30 protein-coding genes and 5 pseudogenes are annotated in these 25,188 nt (G+C 60.6%); 21 read left to right on the top strand and 14 right to left on the bottom strand.

Annotated elements, in window-relative coordinates; translation table 11 throughout:
- Positions 1–100: 100 nt before the first annotated feature.
- Both ABIA96_RS18070 and ABIA96_RS18065 read right to left on the bottom strand, forming a co-directional pair.
- Positions 101–382, bottom strand: a complete 282-nt coding sequence (locus ABIA96_RS18070; protein WP_354138391.1) for a hypothetical protein — start codon at positions 380–382, stop codon at positions 101–103.
- Between the two features lie 9 nt (positions 383–391).
- On the bottom strand, positions 392–1,399 hold the full coding sequence (locus tag ABIA96_RS18065) for a chemotaxis protein CheB (RefSeq protein WP_354138390.1): 1,008 nt from the start codon (positions 1,397–1,399) through the stop codon (positions 392–394).
- A gap of 86 nt (positions 1,400–1,485) precedes the next feature.
- Between ABIA96_RS18065 and ABIA96_RS18060 the strand changes: the two genes are divergently transcribed.
- A complete protein-coding gene (locus ABIA96_RS18060; protein WP_354138389.1) occupies positions 1,486–1,887 on the top strand; it encodes a response regulator in 402 nt (133 codons plus the stop codon).
- A gap of 1,484 nt (positions 1,888–3,371) precedes the next feature.
- On the opposite strand, the gene ABIA96_RS36635 is transcribed toward ABIA96_RS18060, so the two are convergent.
- Positions 3,372–3,569 carry a recombinase zinc ribbon domain-containing protein gene (locus tag ABIA96_RS36635; protein ID WP_502918827.1) on the bottom strand — a complete coding sequence of 66 codons (198 nt, stop codon included), beginning with the start codon at positions 3,567–3,569 and terminating at the stop codon, positions 3,372–3,374.
- A gap of 237 nt (positions 3,570–3,806) precedes the next feature.
- On the opposite strand from ABIA96_RS36635, the gene ABIA96_RS18045 reads away from it, so the two are divergent.
- From ABIA96_RS18045 to ABIA96_RS18035, 3 genes are all read left to right on the top strand, one after another.
- Positions 3,807–4,019: a hypothetical protein gene (locus ABIA96_RS18045; RefSeq protein WP_354138388.1), complete on the top strand. Its 213-nt coding sequence runs from the start codon at positions 3,807–3,809 to the stop codon at positions 4,017–4,019.
- A 15-nt stretch (positions 4,020–4,034) separates the two neighbouring features.
- A complete protein-coding gene (locus ABIA96_RS18040; RefSeq protein WP_354138387.1) occupies positions 4,035–4,286 on the top strand; it encodes a gamma-glutamylcyclotransferase family protein in 252 nt (83 codons plus the stop codon).
- 629 nt (positions 4,287–4,915) lie between these two features.
- Positions 4,916–5,086 (top strand): DUF2934 domain-containing protein, encoded by a 171-nt coding sequence (locus ABIA96_RS18035; RefSeq protein ID WP_354138386.1) that lies wholly within the window; start codon positions 4,916–4,918, stop codon positions 5,084–5,086.
- On the opposite strand, the gene ABIA96_RS18030 is transcribed toward ABIA96_RS18035, so the two are convergent.
- From ABIA96_RS18030 to ABIA96_RS18020, 3 genes are read right to left on the bottom strand one after another with little or no spacing between them, the layout of a single operon-like run.
- Positions 5,076–5,513 (bottom strand): DUF3147 family protein, encoded by a 438-nt coding sequence (locus ABIA96_RS18030; RefSeq protein WP_354138385.1) that lies wholly within the window; start codon positions 5,511–5,513, stop codon positions 5,076–5,078. The genes ABIA96_RS18035 and ABIA96_RS18030 overlap by 11 nt on opposite strands.
- 4 nt (positions 5,514–5,517) lie before the next feature.
- Positions 5,518–5,856 carry a DUF3147 family protein gene (locus ABIA96_RS18025; RefSeq protein WP_354138384.1) on the bottom strand — a complete coding sequence of 113 codons (339 nt, stop codon included), beginning with the start codon at positions 5,854–5,856 and terminating at the stop codon, positions 5,518–5,520.
- A 22-nt stretch (positions 5,857–5,878) separates the two neighbouring features.
- On the bottom strand, positions 5,879–7,189 hold the full coding sequence (locus ABIA96_RS18020) for an Nramp family divalent metal transporter (protein ID WP_354138383.1): 1,311 nt from the start codon (positions 7,187–7,189) through the stop codon (positions 5,879–5,881).
- Positions 7,190–7,584: 395 nt separating this feature from the next.
- Here ABIA96_RS18020 and ABIA96_RS18015 point away from each other — a divergent pair, with 395 nt between their 5' ends.
- From ABIA96_RS18015 to ABIA96_RS17995, 5 genes are all read left to right on the top strand, one after another.
- Positions 7,585–8,139: a phosphatase PAP2 family protein gene (locus tag ABIA96_RS18015; protein ID WP_354138382.1), complete on the top strand. Its 555-nt coding sequence runs from the start codon at positions 7,585–7,587 to the stop codon at positions 8,137–8,139.
- 2 nt (positions 8,140–8,141) lie between these two features.
- Entirely contained in the window at positions 8,142–8,750 is a 609-nt protein-coding gene (locus tag ABIA96_RS18010) for a cysteine hydrolase family protein (RefSeq protein WP_354138381.1), read from the top strand.
- 143 nt (positions 8,751–8,893) lie between these two features.
- A complete protein-coding gene (locus tag ABIA96_RS18005; protein ID WP_354138380.1) occupies positions 8,894–9,157 on the top strand; it encodes a hypothetical protein in 264 nt (87 codons plus the stop codon).
- Positions 9,158–9,164: 7 nt separating this feature from the next.
- A complete protein-coding gene (locus ABIA96_RS18000) occupies positions 9,165–9,620 on the top strand; it encodes a carbohydrate porin (protein ID WP_354138379.1) in 456 nt (151 codons plus the stop codon).
- Positions 9,574–10,296 carry a carbohydrate porin gene (locus ABIA96_RS17995; RefSeq protein WP_354138378.1) on the top strand — a complete coding sequence of 241 codons (723 nt, stop codon included), beginning with the start codon at positions 9,574–9,576 and terminating at the stop codon, positions 10,294–10,296. The genes ABIA96_RS18000 and ABIA96_RS17995 overlap by 47 nt, the downstream gene beginning before the upstream one ends.
- 95 nt (positions 10,297–10,391) lie before the next feature.
- Here ABIA96_RS17995 and ABIA96_RS17990 read toward each other — a convergent pair.
- From ABIA96_RS17990 to ABIA96_RS17980, 3 genes and pseudogenes are all read right to left on the bottom strand, one after another.
- Positions 10,392–10,589 (bottom strand): annotated as a pseudogene (locus ABIA96_RS17990) (DUF6496 domain-containing protein); the annotation flags it as partial.
- Between the two features lie 366 nt (positions 10,590–10,955).
- Positions 10,956–11,471, bottom strand: a complete 516-nt coding sequence (locus ABIA96_RS17985) for an inorganic diphosphatase (protein WP_354138377.1) — start codon at positions 11,469–11,471, stop codon at positions 10,956–10,958.
- Positions 11,472–11,541: 70 nt separating this feature from the next.
- Positions 11,542–12,057 carry a YciE/YciF ferroxidase family protein gene (locus ABIA96_RS17980; protein WP_354138376.1) on the bottom strand — a complete coding sequence of 172 codons (516 nt, stop codon included), beginning with the start codon at positions 12,055–12,057 and terminating at the stop codon, positions 11,542–11,544.
- 82 nt (positions 12,058–12,139) lie between these two features.
- On the opposite strand from ABIA96_RS17980, the pseudogene ABIA96_RS17975 reads away from it, so the two are divergent.
- Positions 12,140–12,616, top strand: a pseudogene (locus ABIA96_RS17975) (FAD-dependent oxidoreductase); the annotation flags it as partial.
- Between the two features lie 68 nt (positions 12,617–12,684).
- Here ABIA96_RS17975 and ABIA96_RS36630 read toward each other — a convergent pair.
- Positions 12,685–12,756, bottom strand: a pseudogene (locus tag ABIA96_RS36630) (DUF72 domain-containing protein); the annotation flags it as partial.
- 646 nt (positions 12,757–13,402) lie between these two features.
- Here ABIA96_RS36630 and ABIA96_RS17970 point away from each other — a divergent pair.
- The 6 genes and pseudogenes from ABIA96_RS17970 to ABIA96_RS17945 form a co-directional block, all read left to right on the top strand.
- Positions 13,403–13,603, top strand: a pseudogene (locus ABIA96_RS17970) (DUF892 family protein); the annotation flags it as partial.
- Positions 13,604–13,688: 85 nt separating this feature from the next.
- A complete protein-coding gene (locus ABIA96_RS36625) occupies positions 13,689–14,108 on the top strand; it encodes a hypothetical protein (RefSeq protein ID WP_502918826.1) in 420 nt (139 codons plus the stop codon).
- 69 nt (positions 14,109–14,177) lie between these two features.
- Positions 14,178–14,363: a hypothetical protein gene (locus ABIA96_RS17960; protein ID WP_085402360.1), complete on the top strand. Its 186-nt coding sequence runs from the start codon at positions 14,178–14,180 to the stop codon at positions 14,361–14,363.
- A 71-nt stretch (positions 14,364–14,434) separates the two neighbouring features.
- On the top strand, positions 14,435–14,737 hold the full coding sequence (locus tag ABIA96_RS17955; RefSeq protein WP_354138374.1) for a plasmid stabilization protein: 303 nt from the start codon (positions 14,435–14,437) through the stop codon (positions 14,735–14,737).
- Between the two features lie 20 nt (positions 14,738–14,757).
- Entirely contained in the window at positions 14,758–14,904 is a 147-nt protein-coding gene (locus ABIA96_RS17950) for a hypothetical protein (RefSeq protein WP_354138373.1), read from the top strand.
- 7 nt (positions 14,905–14,911) lie between these two features.
- Positions 14,912–15,663, top strand: a pseudogene (locus tag ABIA96_RS17945) (MauE/DoxX family redox-associated membrane protein).
- 53 nt (positions 15,664–15,716) lie between these two features.
- On the opposite strand, the gene ABIA96_RS17940 reads toward ABIA96_RS17945, so the two are convergent.
- The 4 genes from ABIA96_RS17940 to fdhD form a co-directional block, all read right to left on the bottom strand.
- On the bottom strand, positions 15,717–17,981 hold the full coding sequence (locus tag ABIA96_RS17940; RefSeq protein ID WP_502918832.1) for a xanthine dehydrogenase family protein molybdopterin-binding subunit: 2,265 nt from the start codon (positions 17,979–17,981) through the stop codon (positions 15,717–15,719).
- A 2-nt stretch (positions 17,982–17,983) separates the two neighbouring features.
- A complete protein-coding gene (locus tag ABIA96_RS17935; RefSeq protein WP_354138371.1) occupies positions 17,984–19,000 on the bottom strand; it encodes an FAD binding domain-containing protein in 1,017 nt (338 codons plus the stop codon).
- Entirely contained in the window at positions 18,997–19,506 is a 510-nt protein-coding gene (locus ABIA96_RS17930) for a (2Fe-2S)-binding protein (RefSeq protein ID WP_354138370.1), read from the bottom strand. The genes ABIA96_RS17935 and ABIA96_RS17930 overlap by 4 nt, the downstream gene beginning before the upstream one ends.
- 163 nt (positions 19,507–19,669) lie before the next feature.
- The gene (gene fdhD, locus ABIA96_RS17925; protein WP_354138369.1) at positions 19,670–20,398 is read right to left on the bottom strand and encodes a formate dehydrogenase accessory sulfurtransferase FdhD; all 729 of its coding nucleotides are present in this window, start codon (positions 20,396–20,398) and stop codon (positions 19,670–19,672) included.
- Between the two features lie 210 nt (positions 20,399–20,608).
- Here fdhD and ABIA96_RS17920 point away from each other — a divergent pair, with 210 nt between their 5' ends.
- The 5 genes from ABIA96_RS17920 to ABIA96_RS17900 all read left to right on the top strand — a co-directional run bounded on the left by ABIA96_RS17920 (position 20,609) and on the right by ABIA96_RS17900 (position 25,184).
- Positions 20,609–22,930 carry an FdhF/YdeP family oxidoreductase gene (locus tag ABIA96_RS17920; protein ID WP_354138368.1) on the top strand — a complete coding sequence of 774 codons (2,322 nt, stop codon included), beginning with the start codon at positions 20,609–20,611 and terminating at the stop codon, positions 22,928–22,930.
- 27 nt (positions 22,931–22,957) lie between these two features.
- Entirely contained in the window at positions 22,958–23,392 is a 435-nt protein-coding gene (locus tag ABIA96_RS17915; RefSeq protein WP_354138367.1) for a PPC domain-containing DNA-binding protein, read from the top strand.
- A 14-nt stretch (positions 23,393–23,406) separates the two neighbouring features.
- A complete protein-coding gene (locus ABIA96_RS17910) occupies positions 23,407–23,616 on the top strand; it encodes a hypothetical protein (RefSeq protein WP_354138366.1) in 210 nt (69 codons plus the stop codon).
- Between the two features lie 32 nt (positions 23,617–23,648).
- Positions 23,649–24,362 (top strand): MgtC/SapB family protein, encoded by a 714-nt coding sequence (locus ABIA96_RS17905; protein ID WP_354138365.1) that lies wholly within the window; start codon positions 23,649–23,651, stop codon positions 24,360–24,362.
- 249 nt (positions 24,363–24,611) lie between these two features.
- Positions 24,612–25,184, top strand: a complete 573-nt coding sequence (locus ABIA96_RS17900; protein WP_354138364.1) for a gluconate 2-dehydrogenase subunit 3 family protein — start codon at positions 24,612–24,614, stop codon at positions 25,182–25,184.
- The last annotated feature ends 4 nt before the right edge of the window (positions 25,185–25,188 follow it).

Genomic DNA, 25,188 nt, shown 5'->3' with positions numbered 1-25,188 from the left:
TTCAAGCCATGTGCTCGCTTCGCGATTGTCACGCGACGGGCGAAGCATCGACGAGAGCAACCACCGCCGTCATATCGTTTCGATGCAACGGGACAGTCCGTCAGTGGCGGACGGGCGGAACCGGGAAGACCACCGTCCGAAGGTAGGCGATGCGCTGCTCGATCAGGACATGATGCCGTTGCCATTCGGTCAGGCTTTCCCTGAGCGCCAAAACCAGCCGCTCGGCCTGCCGCGTATCGTGGCCAGAATCCTGTAACCAAGTCAGCCGGTCCTGCTGATCGCGGAGCCGTTTGCCGCCCTCACTGAGGTCCGTCTCGGACTTGATCAACAGAAGTTCTTCCCGGCGAAGCTCCTCGGCACGGTCGGCAGGGAAGTTGGCCATGATGGTGCCTCAAGCTTCCGGCTTGGAGGGCGGAGTGCGAAGCGATTGTAGCACGACGCGGCGGATCATGTCGGCATATTCGCGGTATTCGGCGGACCGCGCGGCATACATCTCAGCCACCGCCGCTCGCCCGCTTTGTCTGGCGTCCATCGCCATCCGGTGCACCAGTTCAGCCCGCTCTTCGATGATGCGGAGCGCCACCCGTAAAGCCTCGTCGACCCGGCCTTCCTGCGACTTGGCGAGAGCATCGGCGGTGTAGCCATGCCCCACCTGGCAGCGGAACCGCAGGGGGTGGGCGTTCTTGATGGCGGAAAGAACACCCCCACAACTCGGGCATGTCAGCGCCGCCGGTTCCGCGATCTTGGTCAGCCGCTCGGTTCCGAGCCGCTCGCCCGCGGCAATTTCGACCTCGAGTCGAATTTCCGGTGGAATAGGAGGCATTGTCCCCGGGCTCTCCCGCGCCAGATCGGCGAGGACGTCTCCCAACCGTGCGCCCGAGACGCAGAGATCGACCGTGGTTTCTTCCAGCGCCCGCAACGGCATCTCGTCGGAAATCGCGTCCTGGGGATCCTGTACCAGCGCGATCCCGCCGCAGCGCTTGATGGCGTTGAGCCCTGCGGCTCCATCGGAGAGCAATCCACTCAAGACCACACCGATGACCCGGGGCCCAAAATGCAGAGCCGCGGAGCGGAACAGAGCGTCGATCGCGGGGCGCGCCATGTTCTCCCGTGGCCCGCGGCCGAGCATGATATGGCTGTCGTCAATGAGAAGGTGGTGGTCGGGTGCGGCCAGATAGACGTTGCCGTTTTCGATGACCATGCCGTCTGTCGCCTGCCGCACCGGAAGCTTGCCGGCCGCGCTTGCAACCGTCGACAGGATGCCGATGCCTTGCGCCGGGATATGCAATACGACGAAGACGGCCGCCGGCAGGTCTACGGGGAACCGGCCTAAAATCTGCTTGAGCGGCGCGGTCGCCCCTGCGGAACCGCCGATGACGATGATGTCGCGGTTGCCCATGGAACCCGCCTTTGCCTATTGTCGTTGTACCAAACCGGGCCTTTGGCCCATGTTCCTAACGGACCGATGCGTGTGCTGGAGGCACCATGCTGGAAACCCCGATCCCGTCATGCGCCCCGGCACCTTTGACAGGGCGTCGCATTCTCGTCGTCGAGGACGAGTATTTCCTCGCAGATGACATTGGACGCGCGTTACGGGCACTCGGCGCCGAGGTCATCGGGCCCGTCGGCAATGTCGGGGACGCCCTGCACATCTTGGAGCGCGGCGGCGTTCTCCATGGCGCCGTGCTCGATGTGAATGTCCGCGACCAGAGAATCTTTCCGATTGCACGCGGGCTCACGTCGCGGCGCGTGCCCTTTGTATTTACAACCGGCTATGACAAGGGCACCATAGGTCCCGAATTCGAGCATATCTCGCTCTGGGAGAAGCCGATCGATATTGCGGCGATGCTCCGTGGGCTGAGCGGGTTGATCCAAAACCAGACGTGATACTGAATATGACGAGAATTCGGCCCCAGATCGCTCCGCGCGCGAACTCAAACGAGCACCTCAGGATCTACGCACCCAACACCCGTCTCGATGCGCAGGTTTTGATCCATTCCCGCCAACTGGTTCGCGAGGCGCTAAGGCTGTTGCGCGACAGCGACCCTCTCGTTCGCGGGCTGCGATTGCGCGACGAACTCGGGAAACCCGGTGCTGACGGCGACGGGACATCGTCGTAGCGGCTTGGGCGGCTTTTGCTGCGGATCATCCGCGGCCGAGCTTGTCAGAGCTAAAGCAAATGCACAAAGGCCAGCCAAGCGGTTACGGCCATGCACAATGCAACTGCCAGATAAGGCAAGGCGATGCGCAAGATGGCAGGTCTCCCGGCTTGTTAGCTCACCATCATCCAGACAATCGCCGCAGTCATCACCATGAAGCCCGTTATCGCGGTTGCGATAAAGGCCCGTTCAACGCGATCCATCGCAACTCAACCCCTTTCCAGCCGGGCCATTTTGATGGACTGAGACGCTTTGCGCATTATCGTATGTGAATCGCCCGGCCAGGCCTTTGCAGATTTTGGGTCTCGAGGGTCTCACTGTCGGATTAACGGCGCGCCCCGGCAACACCCGAAAAGCCTGCCTCGCTTCACCGATTGACGACGTGGATGTCCCTGTGCCGAGGCCACAAAAAATCCCCAGAAATTCACTTAGGCGAATGCGGGAACACGACGCCGATTGTTCGGTTGCAACCGTCTGCAGTAAGTAACCGAATCACGGATGGATCTGGAGAGTGAATTATCTTCAGGTTTGACTCCGCGACGGCCCCAACAAAACAGAATAATGCTGGGGCCAGTCCCCGGAATGGAGGTCTTCATGGATGCGGTAGAGCGCGCCTTCGCGGGACTCTTTCTGACAGGACTGCTCGGAGTGTATCTTGGCGTCGGCTACCTGCTGTTTTTCAAGTAGCGCCACGCGATCCGACTCTCGTTGGACGTGCTCGCTGTGCCAGCGCTGCTCGACCGGAATCTCGTCGCCGGATCGTCGGCAAAAAGCGGAAGCTCCTCTAACCAGAGGACGTGTGTCCATTCTCCGCGAGACCAGATGCGCAGGCCTTGGGTGAGAGCCACTTCACAAGCGGCAGCATGAACTCAGTGCCCGGCGAAATTGAAAAACCATTCCGGTCCCGTACAGATCGAGAATGGCTATGGACAGAGAAGTCCATTCACGCGCTCTATGATGAGTTGCAGTTTTAACGAGCGGTGCAGATCTACGTCTGGGCGTGGCCGTTCCGCGGAGTCGTTTTGGTTGGGAGTGCGTGGAATTGCTCTTCTGCTCGGTGTAAATGATCGGTCGCTACCGACCCGGTCTTAAGCGCTGAAATGCGGTCCTTCAGGATGTCGTCCATCTCAGTGAGGCCGTTCTCGACCATGGAATACAGGTGCTTCAGCTTGTCCTCTGCGGTCGTCAATTCCGACCGAAGGGTGAGACGCGCTAATCGACCTCAGCGGCCTGATCTGCCCTGCGCTCTGCAAGTTTGCCAGGAATGACCTTCAGCCGCTCCGGCTTAAACAACCGTTCGGCCAGATTCTCCACGACGATGGAATCAAGCTTGTCCATCGGAACGGAGCGCCCCTTGCAGCCGGTCTTGCCCTGCCGCGCACAGGTCGAACAGGTGTAATATCTGTGCACCTTGCCGCAGCGTCATGGCCCCATTACAGGTCGCGCAGGTGGCGATACCGGTCAGCAGGATAGGGCCGGCTACAACGCGGGGCGAGGTCACTCCTGGGGTCACGCGCCTTTGCCGGGCACGACTGAATCTCCAATTTCCAATTTCCGGCCCCCAACGATTTCGGAACATCGAGGTTCCTATCGGATTGGTAGGTAATTGGACCAAGATTTTTGGCTATCCCGCCGGGGGAATATCCAATGAAACAACTCGATCGACGCACCAAGGCCTCCCTCGATGCCGTGCTCGAAGACGCCTGCCGCGACCTGCCGCACGGCGGAGATCACCTTTTCCGAAAAGCGATTGCCCAGAAGCTCATACACAGCGCGCGCAAGGGCAACACCACAATCGAAGGCCTGATGATTGTCGCCCGCAATGCCATTCGTGAGACGATGGAGCGCAAGTCGGCTTAGGAATATTGCGGGCAGGTGACGAGCGAGTGCCATGCCGCATGTCTTCGGTTCGGAACACTAAAAAGAGGGCGGCCTCTTCACGAATGCGGTCTCGATGGGGCCTTGCTGCTTGGCGAGTACCGAACGGTCGAGCGTTTTCCTCTCGTCATTGCCGGGCCGTGGTTCGCGCCAATGATGTTCAATGAACCTAGTTGCGGACATTGGATCACTGGCGAGGTGTATCGCATTGACGCATCCCGGCTTCAGAGGCTTGACCGGCTGGAATAGCTCGGCAAACCGGGCAACTTCCGCATCGCCATAGAGGTCGTCCCACTTAGTTTCGGCCAAACGGTCAGGGCCTTCGCCTCTATGAAATCGCGCGATCTCGCCGAGGGGGCATATCACAGCGATCTCCTTGAAAGTTACGAGGACGACCGATTTGTCGCTCCATGGCGACGGTAAGATCAGGCGACGCGCTTTACGATGCGCAACAGTCGTCGCACGCGGCAGGCTGGTTTGAGGATAGATCCGCACTTCTCCGCGCGCGGCGCGCGATCATGACTGCGATGGCAGTTCGCCGAATAGTGTCAGATAGGCGCGCGAAAATCACCGAGATGCCAGAAGCCATTTTCAGGCGCGACAGCCTTGACGCTAGGTAGGCGTCACGTCGCAGGAGGCTGCGCTGCACGGCCAGTAGCCTTTTCTGGCGTATGTAGTCGTGCAAGCGCATCCCCAGCACGGACCATGTAGCTTCTCGCAATGTGCGCACGGAGGTGCCGAGAGATCGGGCCAAGTCGATACAATAGACGGGAGACGCTAATCCGCCCAGATTGAATGGACGCTTAAATGGCGGTTAAGTTGGAACCGGCAACCGAAGATCGCGTTGCGCCTGCACAATCCGATGGTGGGAGGACAGCATGGCAAAGCCGACGGACGAGCAGATACGCGAGCGCGCTCACTTGCTGTGGCAAGCGGCGGGCGAGCCTGAAGGGCAGCAGGATCGGTTTTGGTTCGAAGCCGAGCGCGAGCTGACGCGGTCCGATCCGGCGCTCAATTCGGATGAGAAATCCGGCACCTTTACTGAGTAGCAGGCTTTGGCAACGCACGCCGCATTCTCCACATGCACACCGCGACGGCGAACCAGGTCAGCGACGCGGCAGCCAGGCAGAGCGCCGGATTGAGACGGGGTGCTTGCCACCAGATCACCAGCGCGAACCCGGCCATGCCGATGCTGCCCCAGCCAGCTCCGGCGGCATCAAGCGCGGCGGCGCCCTTGCCGCGCTGCTCGCCCCGCAGGCCCTTTTGTTGCTTGCGCTCGCGTTCATGCTTCTCGATCAAGGTCGCACTGGCGCAGAAAATCGCCGGAAAGGCCAGCATCAGCCCGCCGGCCTCGGACCCTACCCAGTCCGCCACGAGAGCGGCAACAACAGTCGCCAACCCGCCGAGGGCGAAGCGCACGACATATTCATAAGGTCGTCCCTGCTTGAGTGCGGAAAACTTTAAATGTACCACCATGACCTCACCCGATCAGGACTTGTTTGAGGCCTGTCGCCATCACGATCCAGACCGCGAGAGCCGCGAGAGTGGATTTGAGCGCCGACCAGTCGGCCCGCATCAGCAACTGGCAAACAACCATGCTGTAGGCGGCCAGCGCAACCGAACCGAGGATCATTGAGCGAGCTTCGACCGCAACATAGTCGCCGCCATGCTTCCAGAAGGCGAGGCCGAGCGTGGCAAGCGCCACCGAGGGTGCGGCGCCGAACAATCCCGCGAAACTCTTGGGCCGCAGCACGTCGCCTATGACCGCGAACAGTGAGACCACAAGGCCGCCGATGATAAATCGCAGTGCGTAATCCACGACAGCTCCTTGCTTCTCGCTTTTAGGACGTTGTCGGCATCAGCATGCTGACGGCCATGCCGACGATGCAAAGAGCCATCGCGGCTGTTGACGCCCAGCCAAGCCAGTACAGCCAGCCTTCGACGACAAGCTTGCTCATCACGTCACGGCGCCTGACCAGCAGCATCAGCATGGTCATCACCGGCGCCGCCAGCACGCCATTGATCACCGCGCTCCAGTAAAGCGCCTTGATTGGATCGATGGGCATGAAATTAAGCGCCACACCGAGGCCGACCGAGAGGGCAAGCACCGAATAGAAAGCCACCGCCTGCTTCGGTTTGCGCGCGAGGCCAACCGGCCATTTGCGGCCCTCGCCGATGGCGTAGGCGGTCGATCCGGCCAGCACCGGCACGGCAAGCAAACCGGTGCCAACGATGCCGAGCGCAAAAACCAGCTCGGCCATAGGCCCCGCGATCGGCTTCAAGGCCGCCGCGGCTTGCGCCGATGACTGCACATCGGTCACCCCCCGCTGATGCAGCGTGGCGGCTGTCGTGATGATGATCGCGATCGCAATGATGTTCGAGAAGGCCATGCCGATCATCGTGTCCAGGCGAATGCGCCAGAGCTCGCGCTCTTCAGTACGCGCGTCCTCCTTGAGCGGTTTCTTGTCGGGATGGATACGCTGCTCCTCGGCCTCCTGCGAGGATTGCCAAATAAACAGGTAGGGTGAGATCGTGGTGCCGAGGATGGCAACCAGCGTCGTCAGAAAGGTGCCGCTCCATTCGATCTTCGGGATGAACAGTCCCTTGAGCGCGTCAGCCCAGGGCACTTTGACGACCGCCAGTGCAACCACATAGGCAAAAAGTACTAGCGTCAGCCATTTGAGGATCGCGACATAGCGCTGGTAGGCGATGAAGATCTGCGCCAATACCGAGACGACCGCAAAGGCAATGACATAGATGATCGCCGAGCCGCCAATCACCAGCTTCGCGGCATCCGCCATGGCGCCGAGGTCAGCTGCAACATTGATCGTGTTGGCGACAAAGAGAAGACCGACGAGCGACCAGATCACCCAGCCGGGATAGTTGCGGCAGACATTGCCGGCGATGCCGTGGCCGGTCACTCTTCCGATCCGGCCCGAAATCTCCTGGATCGCTACCATTAATGGATAGCTGAGAAGCATCGTCCAGCCGATGCCAAAACCAAGCTGCGCGCCGGCCTGGCTGTAAGTGCCGATGCCGGAAGGATCATCGTCCGATGCGCCCGTAATCAGTCCAGGACCGAGCCGTTTCAGAAGGCCATTCTTCTCATCCGGCTTTTTGTTATCCGGCGTTTTGGCCTCGGCCTTTGCCATGTGCTCCTCGGGATCAGGGTGCCCCATGAGTGTCCCGGTTGCCACGTCAGGAAGCAATGAGGACTTCTCCGGTCAGAGTTCAACGCGCGATAGGGGACGCCCGCGCCGCCGGGACGCGGCTCGCTAGCCTAATGGTGCCAGAAGATCGCCAGCAGCAGAATGATCGGCAACGGGATGCCCAGCAATCACAACAATGCGCCTCGTCCAAAACCCATGGCTCTTTCCTCCAATCATCTGTCCCACGCTTTCAACGCCACCGTCCGCTGCACGGTTCCTCGCTGGGAACGGTTTCCGCGGCTGTTGATTGAGAGACCAGGACGACCTGCTCCGCTTGCCAATCGCTATTTTATGGGGATTGCGGCAGGCCAATCGGGGAAAGGAGGTCAAAGTTATCGATGACAATGCGCGTGTACCCATTACCCGCGGACACCGCGCTCGCGCGTGTGATCGCGCGCAACACCGGGCCCGTGCCCGAAGACGTATCTTCGATCATCACCTGGGGAGCCGACGGACATGTTCTGACGGCGCTGGCTGTCGGATGGTGGCTCTGGTCGCGCTCCAAGCCACCCGCGCAGCGACGGGCAAGCGATCATGTGCTGCTGACGACGTTAGCGGCGGTTCTGCTGCCTCACCTTCTGAAAACGCAGTTCGATCAGGTCCGGCCCGATCGCCGCACCGTGCGCGGCCATCTTCATGGCATTCCGCTCTCGGGCAAGGCGCTGGATGCGTTTCCGTCGGGTCACGCTGTGCATGTCGGCGCCCTTGCCTCCGCCGCAACCGAGTTGCCGCCAGCCAAGAGAAACCTTGTCTGGGCCGTCGGTGCCGTTCTCGTCTCGACGCGCATCGTATTGCTCGCGCACTGGGCAAGCGACGTGATCGCGGGTCTGGCGATCGGCGCGGTCCTCGAGCGCCTGATGCGGCGGCTGACCGGCTTTGGAAGGTCAAGCTAGTCATGGGCCAATTGCTCTCGCCGCCTGGCCCGCATGCCGTCCATCTCTGCATCGACATGCAAGGATTGTTCGCGCCCGGTGCTCCATGGGCAACGCCTTGGCTTGAGCGCGCGATGCCCGAGGCGGTCAGGCTGATTGCATACGCGCCGCAGCGTACCGTCTTCACGCGATTCATACCAGTCCGCAACAAGGCCGAGGCGCGCGGCGTCTGGAAGGCCTACTACGAGAAATGGGAGTGCGTGACACGTGATAGGGTCGATCCGGCGCTGCTGGAGCTGATGCCGGCCCTGCTACGCTTCGTACCGCCTGCCACGGTCATCGACCGCCAAACCTACTGCGCTTTCGCCAATGGCCGGCTGCAAGGCTTTCTGGACGGGCATCAGGTGGATACGCTGATTGTTTCCGGCGGTGAGACTGATGTTTGTGTGCTGGCCACCGTGCTTGCCGCGGTCGATATTGGCTACCGCGTAATCCTTGCCGAAGACGCGCTGTGCAGCTCATCCGATGAGAGCCACGACGCGCTGATCGAGCTCTATACCAAGCGCTTCAGCCTGCAGATCGAGGTGGCATCGGTTGACCGCATTCTAGCGAGTTGGGCGGTCGATGACTGAGCGCGTAGGATGAGGAACTTCTAGGGCGCGCTTAACATAAGTTAGACTTGCGCTCGCAAAGAAAACTCTTCGATCAACGGGCTTGAATTGGGGCCGATCACATGGCCCGATGGGCGGATGTCCCGCCGACCTGGATCGAAGCTGTGAGCCGCACCAAAAGAAGATTTGGCCAATTGCTTTTTGCCGCCACTCTCCTTGCGGCAGGGACGGCGGCCGCCCGGGAAGACAAGAAGACCGACGACGATAAGCCGGCCGATCCGGATACGGGCGAAAGTACCGTAGAGGGAAAGACGTTGGGTCTCTTACCCAATCCCTTGCAAAAATACGGCGTCAAGTTTGCGGCGAACTGTATCGGCGAAGTGTTGGCCCAATCCTTCGGGCGGCCTGAAACAGGGCTCCGTCTATGAAGGACGCTTGAACCTGGCTGTGGATGTGGATCTACAGAAGCTCGCCGGTCTCGATCAGCTGACTTTCCATGCCAACATGTTCCAGATTCATGGTGGCGGGCTGTCGCGCGGCAGTTTGCAGAATTACTTCGTGGTCAGCGGCATCGAGGCGTTGCCGTCTACCCGTCTTTACGAGGCGTACTTTGAAAAGCAGTGGGGCAACAAGAAAGTCTCAATCAAAGTGGGGCAACTCGCGGCCGACAGCGAGTTCTTCAATACTAAATACACCGACGTGCTGACAAACGCCTCGATGGGCTGGCCGGCTATCACCTCGCTTGATTTGCCAAGCGGCGGTCCGTCGCCTCCCTTGGCTGCCATGGGAGCCCGGCTTCTGGTGAATGTCACTGAGCAATTGTCCGTTCTTGGCGGCATCTTCGATGGCGATCAGGCTGGGCCTGGCCCCGGCGAATCCGCAGGAGCGTAACCGGTATGGCGTCAACTTCCGCGTCAACGATCCGCCCCTGCTGCTCGGCCAGATCCAGTATGCCTGGAATAACACGAAGGGCGATCCGAACCCCGCCGGCCAGATCAAGTTTGGCGGCTGGCGTCATTTTGGGTCTTTCGCCGATCAGAGATTGGCGTCCAATGGTCTCCCGCTGGCTTCGCCCGCCAGCAGCGGCGAACCTCTGCTCCTGTCCGGTGATATCGGCGGCTGGATGGTGTTCGAGCAGAAGCTCTATCGTGTGCCGAAAAGCGATGATCGTGGCATCGGCATTTTTGCGCGCGTCTCCGGAGCGCCAGCCGACCGCAATCTGATCGACCGTTACGTTGACGCCGGCATCGAATTCATTGGTCTCAACGACAGCCGTCCCGACGACAAGTTCGGAATCGCGGCCGGCTACGCGCATGTATCCAAACGCGCCCAGACCTTGGATGCAGACTACCGCGCATTCGTCGATCCAACTTGGCCGATGCGGAGTTTCGAAGGCCTTCTGACAGCCGTGTATCAATATCAGATCAGGGACGGCTGGACGCTGCAGCCTAAGCTGCAATACATCATCCATCCGGGCGGAGGTGCCACCAGCCCTTCCAGCGCAATGCCTGGCAAGGCTCTTCACAATGCGACCGTGCTTGGCCTGCGAACGACACTGAAGTTTTAGGCCTGTAAACTTGGCGCCCCGCGTTGCAGGGAACGTCGAGACGGCCCGAATGACACGTGACTGCGCAGTGACTGCATATTGCCCCGCTACTTCTTTTTCTTGGGGACTTTCTTGCCCTTTTTGCGGGCCTTGGAAAGGCCGATCGCGATCGCCTGCTTCTTGCTCTTGACCTTGCCGCCCTTTCCGCCACGGCCGCTTTTGGCGGTCCCCTTCTTGTACCGTCGCATCTCGCTCTTGACGTCCGAGCCCGAGCTCTTCGAGGCGCGACGCTTCTTCTTTGCTTTCTTTGCCATGGGTTTCTCCCTTTCTGTGTTCGGATAACGACAGACGTGGTCAAGATGACGGGTTGTCACCCCCACCAACCATCCAATCCTCGATGCCTACGTCGTCTTCCTCGGTACTGAGCCGCCAACTGCGTCGGCGGGCTCGGTCGGACATCTGTTGCTTCAGCTGAGTTCTGGTGCGGCGCATCGATCAAGGTTCTCCACGCCATCAACCATGAAGCGTCCGGCGGCGTTCCTATGCGGTCATCCTATTCAGCGCGCGCTGCCCGCGTCATCGAAAATGTGTCGCCACACAGCTTAGCCGCGCGGCGGATCAGCAAGATACACGCTCTAGTCACCAGTGCTGAGTGCGCAGGCGATGGCTGAGAGAGCAGCTCAGCGGGCCAGACGCTTGATGGTCTTGGTCGCACGGTTTGGCCCATGCCAGCCAAGAAACTTCAGCTCCTTGTTCTCCAGCGCATTCGTTGCCCGGAAGAACTGTTCGAGATCATCGCGCGCGTGCGATGGAAGATTGCGGATGTCCTGGAGATCCGTTTCGAGCGGTGACCGGTCCGGCACCGCAAAAATGCGGTCGTTTCGCTCGGACTTGCCCTTTTTCTTCTGCTCGACTTCTAGAATGCCGATCGGCCGGCAGCGTAGCACAACACCGGGATAGGTTTGCGCGTCGTGCAGGATCAGCACATCCAGCGGATCGCCATCCTCGGCCTTGGTCGAGGGAATGAAACCCCAATCGTAAGGATAGGTCAGGCCTGCCATCAGCGGCTTCGCCAGGGCAAAGACACCGAGCTTCGGATCGAATTCGAGCTTGCACGAACTGCCGCGCGGCGTCTCGACCACGGCAAAGATATTATCGTTGTCAGCCCAGCTCGGCAGTTTCGTCAGATTCGTCATGGTGGATGACTAGGGCCTCGAAAGGAGCAGCGGGCCCGACGGAAATCGGTCCGTCGGGCCCTTCCGGGAATCAAGCAGCGGTGGAGGCCTTCTTGTTGACGCCCTTGCGCAACGCGACTGTGTTGAGCTTGGTGTTCGCCGCCTTCTCTTCGTTGAGGTTCGTCGTCAGGAAGCGCACGATATCGTCGTGGCTGAGCTCTTCCGCCCAGGCGATCAGTGTGCCATAGCGGCAAATCTCGTAATGCTCGACGGCCTGCGCGTTGGCGACGATCGCCGCGTCCAGCACCGTCTTGTCTTCGATCTCGCCAGCCGTCTCGTCGGCCTCCTTGATGATGCCGTCGATGGCCGGGCATTGCGTGCCGCTTGGCGATTGGCCAAGTTTCTCGAAGACCTTCTCAAGCCGTTCGATCTGCTTGTTGGTTTCCTCGAGATGATTCTTAAGGCCGGTTGCCAGATCACGGTTGGTGGCCTTGTCGATCATTTTCGGCAAGGCCTTGGTGATCTGCTGCTCGGCATAATAGATGTCCTGCAAGCCATGCAGCAGCAGGTCGTCCATCGTCTTGATGTCTTTGGTGAATAGTCCCACGGCTTACTCCTCGCTCTAAAGCGGGGAAACGCACGCTCAGCGTGCCGGTTCCTATGCGACAACGCCGCAGCCGGCCGGGAGGATGATGACGTGGCGTCTCGTGCGCTCGCAGGAACTCGCGCAAGCAGGCCGCGTTTTTCCTCTTTGGGTGGAGTTCAACATGGTCAGCACCTCGCTCTGGATGGAGGCCGAGATCCTGCCGGAGGCGGGGGCGCTTGGAGGTGATGTGCACTGCGATGTCGCCGTGGTCGGCTCCGGTATCGCTGGGCTCTCGACGGCGTACGAACTCATGAAGCGCGGCCGGTCAGTCGTCATCATTGATCGCAAAGGCATCGCAAGCGGTATGACGGCGCGCACGTCGGCGCACCTTGCTCCGCTCTGCGATGATCTGATGAGCGAATTCAAGAAGCTGCGCGGCGCCGAGGCCGCCAAGCTGTTCTACGAAAGCCAGGCCGCCGCCGTCGGCCGCATTGAGTATATCCAGGCCAGTGAGAAGATCGCCTGCGACTTTCTCCGTCTTGACGGCTATCTGTTTCAAGGCAACGGCATGCCGGCCGATATATTCGATGAAGAGCTGGCAGCGGTGCGCGAGGTGGGCGCTCCCGTTCACCGGCTGGTCGGCGCGCCTCCTTCGGGAAAAAACGGACCTCGCCAGGAGGCGTAGTGCCAGCCGGAGGTGCCAATCAGAACGCGCGCCATCTGCCTTGCCATTGTTGGGCGCGATGCATCCAAGCCGCGCTTCAAAGAACAACGTTGAGGCGCAGGGTACGTTGCTGTCGGTGCCGGCCTTCTAGGTTCGGACAACCACTCTGTCGATCGCGTCCTACGCTAGAAGCTCGAGCGCAGGCCCTCACTTGGGAACAGAACGGCGGACAGCAACGTAATAGGTTTCGTAGAACTCTTACACCCAACGGTTAGGGCCCGTAAGACGAGGTGTGCCATGCAGAGTCGGCGACGTTTCAAGCAAACCCGACCCTTTGAAGAGCGCTTGGCCGAAGAAGCTCACGAATTGCGTCGGCGAGCTGAGGAACTTTCCCCTTCGCGAGAGCGGGAAGCGACGCTGAGGAAGGCGCGGCAAGACGAAATTGCAGCCCGTTTGACCGAATGGCTAACTTCACCTGGTCTTCGGTCTCCGCAATGAGCCAGAATCATCCTTTCATTATCAATGTCTTAAACCCTGCCGCTTTTTCCGGGAAAGGCAGCCTCATCGTGCTCGAATACACAGATGAGGAGACCGCACGAAAGGTGGCGAGGAAGATTGCTCTTGAGACCGGACGGTCAGTGACGATACGCACCGAGGATATGCGTATTATCGATACGTTTCCGGCAGCGGTGCATTGAAGTCAACGATTCCACGGGCACTGGCGACCATGGCGAGATCGATACCCGTGGCCCCTGGAATGAAGGCGGCGAATGAGTCTTCACGGAATCGCCGGCCATCCAGGCCGCAGAACCCGGCCCGGCGACCGCCATCGTGACGGAAAGCTCGCCACCGGTCGAGGAGGCCGGGCTTGGCGATCTGCTCCTCGAGGAACTGCGCGGTATTGGCGATCATCGGAGGAACGCCTCACGCACCATTCGGTTGTTGCGGATCCTCAATTTCGGAGAGTAACAGACCGACGGAGGAAGTCATGCGGATAACCACACTCTTCGCGCTCGTCTTCGCCGCCACGGCGATCGGCCTTCCGGCAGCCGCCCAGGAGCCAAGTTCCGGACAGAACCTTCAAAGCGAGGCCGACAAGGGCGCGAAAACCCAGAATTCGGGCGCTTCTGGCTATGTCGGAAATCAGGAAAAGCCGGGCGCTGCGGCTCATCCGCCTCGCGAACCCAATGCCGCCACCGTTGGCACAAGTCCAGCAATGGCGCCCAGCGCTCAAAACTCCGGAGCCGGCATCAGCGGATCAGCCGGCAACAAGAATGGACCTCCTGCCCAAAAGGGCACAGTGGGCTCAAGCCAACAAAGTCTCCCGGTGCAGGAACAAGATTCCTCGAACATCAAGGGCCTGCCGGGCGGCAAGAGCGGTTCCGCTGCCAAGCAATCGCCCCGTTAGGACAGCGCCGAATGGGTCACCCGCGCGTTGCAACTCCATGAATTCCAACATCAACGAGGAGAAAACGGAATGAGCGTCAAGGGCGAGATCAAGGAAGGTGCCGGCTACATCAAGGAAGAGATGAACGAGCACGGCAAATCGCCGGAAAGCCAGCGCAAGGCCCAGGAGGGGCGCGACCTGCGCAACGAAGGCAGGGTGGAGGACGGCAAGGCGCCGAAGACCACACCGCCCGGCAGCGGCCATCCCGAGAAGTGAGCCAGAGACGCCGCTTCGCTAATGCGAGGCGGCGTTAGTTCGTTGCGCCTATAACGTAGATGGAGGCGACCATGCCCCGTGGTGACAAATCCAGTTACACCGCCAAGCAGAAACGCCAAGCCGAACACATCGAGGAAGGCTACGAAGGCCGCGGCGTTCCGGAAAAGGAAGCCGAGCGACGTGCCTGGGCAACCGTGAACAAGGAAACGCACGGGGGCAAGAAGAGCGGGTCCGGCCGCGGGACGAAAGAGGATCACTCTCCCTCGCGGAAAGGCGGGCGACTCGGCGGCGCCGCGTCGGCCGAACGGCCAGCGGCGGAGCGATCGCGGTCGGCGAAGAAGGCCGCGAAAACCAGAAAGCGGCGTGCCGCCTGAATTCGTCGAGGGAGATCGAGATGGGCGAAATCGTCTATTTCATCGGAGCCTTCGTGCTGATGACGGCACTGTTCTACGGTTCCCTGAGCTATCGCTATCGAAACCGCGCGTTGGACCGCGTGGCGGAGGAGATTCCGCGCGAGCGGTATCGTAGAAATCAGACCTAGCGACGCCATGCCGAATCAGACGCGTACCAAATCCGCGGCTCTATACCGAATGGTGACGCCGGAGCACGTCTGCCCGTTCGGCCTGAAGTCGCTTGATCTCCTGGAGCGACAAGGATTCGAAATTGAGGATCACCAACTCAAGAGTCGAGCCGAGATGGACGCCTTCATGGGGCGCGAAGGCTTTGATACGACGCCCCAGGCTTTCATCGGCGGCAACCGCGTCGGTGGCTATGATGATCTCCGCCGCTACTTCCATGAACCGGTCGCGGACACGGCTGCGACCAGCTATCAGCCCGTCATCGCGGTGTTCGCGGCAGCGCTCGCGATGGCTCTGGCGGCGACTTGGGCCGCGAGCGGAACCTTGGCGACGCTGCGCGCCCCCGAATGGTTCGTTGCCCTTCAGCATGTGCATCCTCGCGATTCTGAAGCTGCGGGACCTCGAGACGTTCTCGAACATGTTCCTGGGTTACGATCTCCTGGCCCCAGCGGTACGTGCGATATGCGTACATCTACCCGTTTGGCGAGTTGATCGCCGGCGTCCTGATGATCGCGGGCGGCCCGCTGAGGTGGATCGCCATTCCGATCGCTTTTGTCATCGGCATCATCGGGGCAGTCTCGGTTTTCAAGGCCGTCTACGTGGATCGGCGCGAGCTCAAATGCGCTTGCATCGGTGGCGACAGCAAAGTCCCTCTCGGCTTCATTTCGCTGACCGAGAATCTCATGATGGTGGCGATGGCCCTGTGGATGGCGATTCGGTAATCGCCAAAGAGCCAGCAAAGGCCATAAAGACCTCGTTGCCGTCTCTTCGTTATCTACTTCGTCTCGGCGATCAGCTTGTCCAGCGTGATGGGAAAATCGCGGACACGGTGTCCCGTCGCATTAAAGATCGCGTTGGCGACGGCCGCCGCCGTGCCCACGATCCCGATTTCGCCCAAGCCCTTGACGCCGAGCGGACTTACCTTGTCATCCGCCTCATCTACAAAGATGACCTCAATGTCGGAAATATCAGCGTGCGCGGGCACGTGATACTCCGCGAGGTTATGGTTCATGATCTTGCCCATGCGGTGGTCCGTCATGGCTTCCTCGTGCAGCGCCATGCCGATGCCCATGACGACGCCGCCGAGAATCTGGCTACGCGCAGTTTTTGGGTTGATGATGCGGCCGGCCGCTGCCGCGCAGACGATCTTCGGAATACGAACCACACCGAGATCTTCGTCGACCCTTACCTCGGCGAACACAGCGGAGTGCGTGTAGCTGGTGTATTTCCGCATTTGCAGGAGGCTCGGGGATGCCTTGCCGCTTTCGACAATCTCCGAAAGGTCGGCTGCGTGCATGACCTCTTCGATGGAAAGGCTGCGCGCGTGGTCCCCATCGTGCGCGATACGGCCGCCAGCAAAGACTGTCCGCTCGTAGTCGGCGTCCGCGAGCGGCGAGTTGGTCATCGTCTTCGCGTATTTGAAGAGTGTCTGTTTCACGGCCTCGCAGGCCGCAAGCACTGCTGATCCGTTGGATGCAGCCGTCCACGAGCCGCCTTCGACGGGAGAGGCTGGCAGCGTCGAATCGCCGATTCTTGGCGTGACGGACTCCAGCGGCACACCGAGCGCATCGGCACCGATCTGAGCCAGAATTGTCCAGGTGCCGGTTCCGATATCGGAGGCCGCAGTGGAGACTTCGAGGCGTCCATCCGAAGTCAGTTTCGCCTGGGCGGTGGCCTTCATCAGAGATGCTTCCCACATTCCAGTCGCCATCCCGAACCCAATCAGCTCGTGGCCGTCCTTCTGGGATCGAGGCATGGGGGAGCGCTTGGGCCAGCCGATCGCGGTCGCGCCGTCGCGATAGCACGACATTAGGGCCTTGGATGTGAACTGCTTCCCGGTGTTCTCGTCCTTGGACGCGAAATTGATCTCTCTGAATTGGAGGGGATCAATACCAACTTCATGACAAAGTTCGTCGATGGCGCACTCGATCGCATTGACGCCGACGGCCGCGCCCGGTGCCCGCATGTCGCACGGTGTCGCGGTGTCGAGCTTTGCGAGACTGTAGCTGAGCTTGACGTTGTCGCAGTGGTACAACATGCCCGACCAGTTCACGATCGCTTCCTGGTAATCTTCATAATGGGAGGTCGCGGCCACGGCATCGTGCATGATCGACGTCAGCCTACCGGTTTCGTCGGCAGCCAGAGCAATCGCGTGGTAGGTATCGGGCCGGTGACCGATGTAGAACATTTGCGATCGGGTGAGGACGACACGCACCGATCGCTTGAGTTCGAGGCTCGCCATGACGGCGAAGAATAATTGCTGTTGGGGACGCAGCGCAGAACCGAATGCACCGCCGACATAGTGATTGATGACCTTGACGTTCCTGGACTTGAGGCCGAACACGGAAGTGACGTAACCTTGGCTGTTTTGAGATCCTTGGGTCTTTTCATAGATCGTCAGCTTTCCCGGTGCTTCGAACACGCAGGTCGTGCCGAACAGCTCCATCGGATTGTGATGTTCGGCATTGATCCGGTACTCGCTGGAGATGCGGCAGGGCGACTTTTCGAAGGCCGCCTCGGCGTCGCCGCGGGGCGATGGCGGAGGCGGAATGCCACTGCGCTTCTCGGGCGGATCGTAGGCATCTGGGCGCTTCATCTCGAGTTCTGTACAATGATCGCCGAGTTCGTACTCGGCACGGACGAGCGAGGCGGCGTCGCGGGCCGCTTCGAAACTATCCGCAACGACCAGTGCGATGGGTTGCCCGTCGAACAGGATTCGATCGGAGTGCAGGGGACGGAACGGATGACCCGGCGGAGCGACCTCGTCGCGCCATTTCCGGTCCAGCCATGCTGCGCTCCTCACGTTTTCATGGGTGAAGATGCGGACAACGCCTGGCAGCGAAGCGGCACGCTTGGTATCCAGCGTCGTGATCCGTCCGGCCGGAACCGTTGCCGACACGATCACCCCATACAAGAGGTCCGCGGTAGGATATTCCGCAGCATAGCGCGCGCGGCCCGTGACTTTCAGCTCACCATCGACACGGTTTGTGGGCTTGCCGATCAGATCGTAGTTGGTTCGGTGCAATTCCACTGGAGCGATCCCTAGCGAATGGTCTTAACGGATTGATCTTGCGGCGTGCCACGCGCGGCCTGGGTCAACGCGCGAATGATCGTGCGGCGCGCAAGTGCGATCTTGAAGTCGTTCTGTCCCTGACCCTTGGCGCCCCGGAGCGCCTCCTCGGCGAAGTGTCGGAAGCTGGCCTCGTTGGCTTCCGCGCCGTGCAAAGTCTTTTCGAGGGCCTTATCACGCCACGGCTTGTGCGCCACCCCGCCCATCGCCAGGCGAAGATCCGCTATCACGCCATCTTCCATCGTCATTCCGACGGCTACGGAAACCAGCGCGAAGGCGTAGGACAGCCGATCGCGAATCTTGAGGTAAGTGTGATGGCGGCCGAAATCGGTTGCAGGCAGGATGACCGCAGTCACGAGGTCACCCTGTTCCAGTGTGTTGTCGCGTTCGGGGGTCGTCTCCGGCAGCCGATGGAATTGCTCGAACGGTATCAGCCGGCGTCCTTTCACGCTCTCGACCTCGACTTCGGCATCGAGCGCAGCCAGCGCGATGCACATGTCTGAAGGATGTACTGCGATGCAGCTCTCGCTTGCGCCGAAAATGGCGTGAATGCGATTGACGCCACCGATGGCACCGCAACCCGATCCAGGCGTCCGCTTGTTGCAGGGGGTGGAGCTGTCGTAGAAATAATAGCAGCGCGTCCGCTGGAGCAGATTGCCTCCGGTCGTCGCAGCGTTGCGAAGTTGCGGCGAAGCGCCCGCCAGGATCGCGCTCGCGAGCAGAGGGGACCGCTTCACGATCTGCGGGTGCCAGGCGAGGTCGCTGTTCGACACCAAGGCCCCGATCTTCAAGCCGCCGTTCTCTGTGTCTGCGACCTCTTTGAGCGGAAGACGGTTAATGTCGACGACGCGCGACGGCTTCGCGACATCGTACTTCATGAGGTCGACGAGATTGGTGCCGCCTGCCAGAACTCTTGCTTCAGCGGACTGTGCGAGCGCAGCGATGGCGCCAGCAATCGAATTCGCGCGCACATATTCGAAACGGTTCATTCTGCTGCTTCCCTGGCTGTCGATTGCTCGCCGAGGACGTCAGCGATGGCATCGGCAATGTTGGTGTAGGCACCGCAGCGGCAGATATTACCACTCATCTGCTCGCGGATGTCTGCTCTGGAGCGGATGCGTGCTTCCCTCATCAAGCCGACCCCGGAGCAGATCTGGCCCGGTGTGCAGTAGCCGCACTGGAAGGCGTCGTGTTCGATGAAAGCGGCTTGTAACGGATGCAACTGGTTGCCGTCGGCCAATCCCTCGACCGTCGTGATCTCGGCTCCGTCGCGCGAAACGGCCAGAATGAGACACGAGTTGATACGTTGTCCGTCGATCAGGACTGTGCATGCGCCGCACTGACCATGATCGCACCCCTTCTTCGAGCCAGTGAGTCCAAGCTGTTCCCGCAACAGATCGAGCAATGTGACCCAAGGAGGCAACGACAGCTCGTGGCGCGTTCCGTTAATCGTCAGAGCGATTGGGAAAGTCGGTGTAGAAGCTGAATCCGGCACAACGACCTCACATGGAATAGGATTGAAGTGAACTCGGTTGGGTATCCACTCGTTCCTAGCATCGGGCGAGCGCGGCGGGAGTTATAGGAATTGGTGAGTGGGAACTCGGCTGCGGGAAGCCTCGGCGCGAATGTCTTTCGCGGAGGCCGCGCCTATCGGCACCTCAACGAAGAACTCCCGCAGGATGGCTGAATATTTCGAAATCACTTCCGCGTGCGATTCCGATCAACGTCACCCGGGCAGCTTGAGCGGTGCGAATTGCGAGCGCAGTTGGCGCGGAGACTGCGATGACGATTCCGGCATCGATCGCAGCGGCCTTTTGCACCATCTCGACCGATATGCGGCTCGTGAGAATGACGGCGCCGGTGCGGCCTGAAACGCCCTCCGATGCCAGCGCGCCAGCGAGCTTGTCGAGCGCATTGTGGCGCCCGACGTCCTCGCGCAGGATCATGTCATGATTGCCGGGTCGAAACAGGCCGGCGGCGTGAGTAGCGCGGGTCGCGTGGTTCAAAACTTGAGCTTCGCCAAGGCTTTCGATCGACATCCGGATCTGTTCCGGCGTGAGGCTGATCCGTCGCTCAACGGGGCGGCGTGTCCGGTTGGCTTCGGCGAGGCTTTCAATGCCGCATAAGCCGCAGCCTGTGGGGCCGACCAGTCGCCGGCGCCGATCCTTCAGGAGACGCCCCGCACCCCTGCGCAACCAGGCTCGAACCTCAATGCCGTCCAGGCCAGGAACGACCGAGAGTTCCTCGATCTCGCCAACATCTTCGATAATTCCTTCCGTCAGACTGAACCCGAGCGCGAGATCGGTCAAATCGGAAGGCGTGGCCATCAAGACGGCAACGGTTGTTCCGTCGTAGACAAGCGCGATGGGGCACTCCTCGGCCACCACCCGTTCGTCCTGCGTCCCCTTCGAGGTCAGGCGCGGCAGTTTGACTGTCGATTCGTACGCGCGCTCGCGTCGCGCGAAGTGGGAGCCGTGCATAATGTCCGTCCAGCGACAACGTATCGACGCGCGAGCTGATGCAATGTTCCTGTTGCGGAGGAACCAGCGATGCCGCCTCCGGTTTCCCGTTGGGGGGGTGCAATCGAAGGGCCCGCCATGCGGCAAAAAGCAAAAGTCGAAACCTATGATGCGCCGGCTGGTGGCTGGGGCTCGCTCAATGCCGTCATGCACATTCTCACGCAGGAAGAGGTCGCGATCCTCGGCAGCGAAATCCTGCTGAAACAGAACAAACCCGGCGGGTTCATGTGCGTGAGTTGCTCCTGGGCCAAGCCTGCAAGCCCGCATCCGTTCGAGTTCTGCGAGAACGGCGCCAAAGCGACCGCGTGGGAAATAACAGGCAAAACCGTTACGCCGGAGTTCTTCGCACAGCATACGCTCACCGAGTTGAGGAACTGGTCCGATCACCAGCTGGAGGAGCAGGGACGGCTGACCCACCCGATGCGCTACAATGCGGACAGCGACAGATATGTGGCGGTTGATTGGTCCGAAGCATTTCGCGAGATCGGCAACGAGCTCAACAGGCTCGATCCCCGCACGGTCATCATGTACACGTCCGGCCGCGCCTCGTTGGAAGCGAGCTACATGTACCAGCTGTTCGGCCGCATGTACGGCACGAGCAACTTTCCTGATAGCTCCAACATGTGCCACGAGACGACGTCGGTGGCTCTTCCGCAGGTGATCGGATCACCGGTCGGCACGGTGCTGCTGAAGGACTTCGAACACACCGACTGCATCTTCTTCTTCGGCCACAACACCACCACGAACGCGCCCCGCATGTTGCATCCGTTGCAGGAGGCGGCCCAGCGCGGCGTGCCGATCGTGACCTTCAACCCGCTCCGTGAACGTGGGCTGGAGCGTTTCGTCAATCCGCAAAGCCCCGTACAGATGATCGCGGGCGGTACGCGCATCAGCTCGCAATATCATCAGGTTCGGATAGGCGGAGACGCTGCGGCAATGGTCGGCATCTGCAAATGGGTGATCGAGTCCGACGATCTGGCTCTGGCGAACGGAAGCGCGCGCGTCGTTGACGTCGATTTCATTCAGCAACACACGGCCGGATTCGAGGAGTTTGCCGCCTTCTGTCGCGCGCAGGATTGGAACGAAATTGAGCGCGCGTCGGGGCTCTCCCAGGGGGCCATGCTCGACGCCGCGAACACCTACATGGCTGCCAATGCGGTGATCGCCAATTACGGGATGGGGGTGACCCAACACAAGCATGGTGTCGAGACCGCCAAGATGATCGTGAACCTACTGCTGCTACGCGGCAATATCGGCAAGCCCGGGGCCGGCATCTCGCCGATCCGCGGTCACTCCAACGTCCAGGGTCAGCGCACCGTCGGCATCTCGGAAAAGACAAAGCTCGTGCCGCTCGACAGGCTCGCCGAGCTCTATGGCTTCGAGCCGCCGCGATGGGATGGCCTGACGACTGTGGACGCCTGCCAGGGCATTTTGAAGGGAGATGTGCGCGGCTTCGTGAGCCTTGGCGGCAATTTTGTGCGCGCCATTCCAGAACGGTCGCTGATGGAGCCGGCCTGGTCCGGCCTGCGCCTGTCGGTGCAGATCGCGACCAAGCTCAATCGCAGCCATATCGTGCCGGGAGAAGTCACCTATCTCCTGCCGTGCCTTGGCCGCATCGAGATCGACGAGCAGGCAAGCGGCACCCAGGCGGTCTCGATGGAGGATTCCACCGCGTGTATTCATGGCTCGCGTGGTCAGCGCAAGCCGGTGGCCAAGGACGCTCTGTCCGAGCCGGCAATCGTCGCGGGCCTTGCCAAGGCGACGCTCAAGGCTAATCCAAAAGTCGACTGGGACGCCTGGACCGGCGATTATTCGAAAGTGCGCGATGCCATAGAACGGACCTATCCCGACCAGTTCAAGGACTTCAACAAGCGCATGTTCGAGCCCGGCGGCTTTCCGAGACCGCTGGGGGCGCGGGAGCGCAAGTGGAAGACGCCAAACGGCAAGGCGAACTTCACCGTTCCGAAGAGCGCCTTTGCGCCGCCACCGGAGAGTGACGGCGTCTATGAATTGATGACCATGCGCGCCGATGGGCAGTTCAACACGACGATCTACAACGAGGACGATCGCTTTCGCGGCATCCAGGGCAGCCGCTACGTCATCCTGATGAATTCCGCCGACATGGAGGCGGATGGCCTGAAGTCGGGCGACACCGTCACTCTTGTGACTGAGGCTGGTGACGGCGTCGAGCGCAGCCTGAGCGAGCTTCAGATCGTGCCTTACGACATCCCGCGCAGGACGATTGCAGGCTACTACCCGGAATGCAACGGCCTGATCCCGTTGTGGCACTACGCGGAAGGCAGCAAGGTGCCCGCGGCCAAATCCGTTCCGGTACGGATTTTCAAGGATGTTCCTCCGGAGATCATCGAAGGCGGAGAGATCCCTATCGCGAAAAACTGAATGCCAGCCTCCAAAATGGAATGTCCGATGAAATCAAAAGCGTTCAATGACGGCGTCGAGCGGACCTTTGTTCTCGTGCTCGATCAGGGTGAGGAAGCCTTCAGGTCGATCACGGAGTTTGCCGAGCGCGAAAAGATTACGGGCGCGTCAGTGTCCGCGATCGGAGCGTTTTCGCGGGCGAAGGTGGGTTGGTTTGACTTTGCTGTAAAAACCTACGAGCCGATCGAGGTCGGCGAGCAATGCGAAGTGTTGAGCTTGCTCGGTGACGTCGCACAGGGAGACGATGGCAAGGCCAGCCTGCATCTTCACGCCGTGCTTGGGCTGCGGGACGGCACGGTGCGCGGTGGCCATCTGCTCTCCGGCCTGGTGCAGCCGACGCTCGAAGTGACGATCACGGAGACGGTGGTGCACTTGCGTCGCAAGAAGCGCCCAGAACTCGGCATCGCGCTCATCAGCATCTAGCGATTGGAGGCATCATGTACGCCTTGTTTGAAGGAGATCGGCAGATCGGCAAGCCGTTCGCGACCGAAAAGGAAGTCTGGGACGCGGCGTTGATCGAAGGCCTCATCACGGATGTTCCTGTCGCAGATGAGGAAGGTGGTCGTCTGCTTCCAGCCGGCTATCACGTCCAACAGGTGAATGAACCGTCGCGTCCCGTGGGCGCAGGGACGAGCCGGAATTCCTGACAGAAGCTCCTAAATGCGATCGCAAAGCTTCGATGAATATGCCCCTTCATCCGACTGCCACCGATATCGCGATACGGCTCGCGCTCACCATGCTGGCAGGCGGGATTGTCGGTCTTAACCGCGGCGCCCGGGGGCATGCCGCCGGCTTTCGGACGACGATCCTCGTCTGTCTCGCGGCCTCGATTGCGATGATCCAAGCCAATATCCTGCTGTCCCTCGGAGGTAAGACCGCCGAATCCTTTTCGGTCATGGATCTCATGCGTCTCCCTCTCGGAATCCTCACGGGTGTCGGCTTCATCGGTGGCGGAACAATCCTGAAGCGAGGTGACCTCGTTACCGGCGTCACGACGGCGGCGACGTTGTGGCTGGTTACCGTGATCGGGCTATGTTTCGGCGGAGGACAGCTCGCGCTTGGGACTGCGGCGACCGTATTGGCCGTATTCACGCTTTGGGCCCTCAAAATGGTCGATATCTGGATGCCGCGAGAACATCGTGCCCGCCTGGTCGTGAAGGGCCCATCACAGTGGCACGTGGTCGACGATGTACGAGAACTGGTCGGACAAAGGCACATTCGTGCGCGGTTTCAGGAGCAGACACGGGCGGCCGACGGCAAAAGCGCGAAATATGCGTTTGAGCTTGCCTGGAGGCAGCCGGAACAGGCAGAGCTGCCGCTGGATGTCTTGCAGGCAATTGAAAAACAATTCGAGATCGAGGCCTTTGAGATCACAACAGACAACGGCCGCTGATCCGAAATTGATCAGGTCCGACTAAATATTGGGAATGGCGTAGGAACGGTCGCACCCCGGTTTCGTTGGCGGAACAGCTCACAGGATCCCCCAATGCGGCGACGGACATTTCTGATTTCGCTGGCGGCCTGCCTTGCCAGCACAACTTCGCTCACGCGCGCCGGCGTTGTTCACGGTCATGTACAATGGTCGCCCTATCCCGGTTCGGCGCCCGAATGGGTCCGGCCCGGTCCGTGGCAATTTTTTAACTTGGCCGAAGCTCGCGCGATGGAGGCGATCGCCGATCGGATCATTCCGTCCGATCCGGATACGCCGGGCGGCAAGGATGCAGGCTGCGCCGTCTTCATCGATCGTCAGCTTAAGGGGCCCTATGGCGCAAGCCAAGGCCTCTACACGCTTGGACCCTTTGTGAAGGGCACCAAAGAACAAGGCTCGCAATCGGAGCTCACGCCCGGCGAACTCTATCGCAAGGGATTGGCGGCCCTCGACAAGCACTGCAAGTCAACGCAGAGCGGCAAGACCTTTGCGGAGCTTGATTCCGCTGCGCAGGACGACGTGTTGCGGAAGATCGAGGCGGGCGAGATCAAGTTCGAGAGTATCGACGCCCAGGGCTTCTTCTCCGCGCTTCTGAAGGATATTCCGGAGGGGTTTTTCTCCGACCCTATCCATGGCGGCAATCGCGACATGGTCGGTTGGAAGATGATCGGCTTTCCCGGCATCCGCTACGACTATCGCGATTGGGTGGGTCGCCACAACGAGCGCTATCCGCACCCGCCCGTCAGCATCGCTGGGCGAGCCGATTGGACCCCAGCCAAATCGTGAGTGC

Source organism: Bradyrhizobium sp. LB11.1, assembly GCF_040549385.1.
GTDB lineage: Bacteria > Pseudomonadota > Alphaproteobacteria > Rhizobiales > Xanthobacteraceae > Bradyrhizobium.
This window is presented reverse-complemented; position numbering and strand designations above follow the sequence as displayed.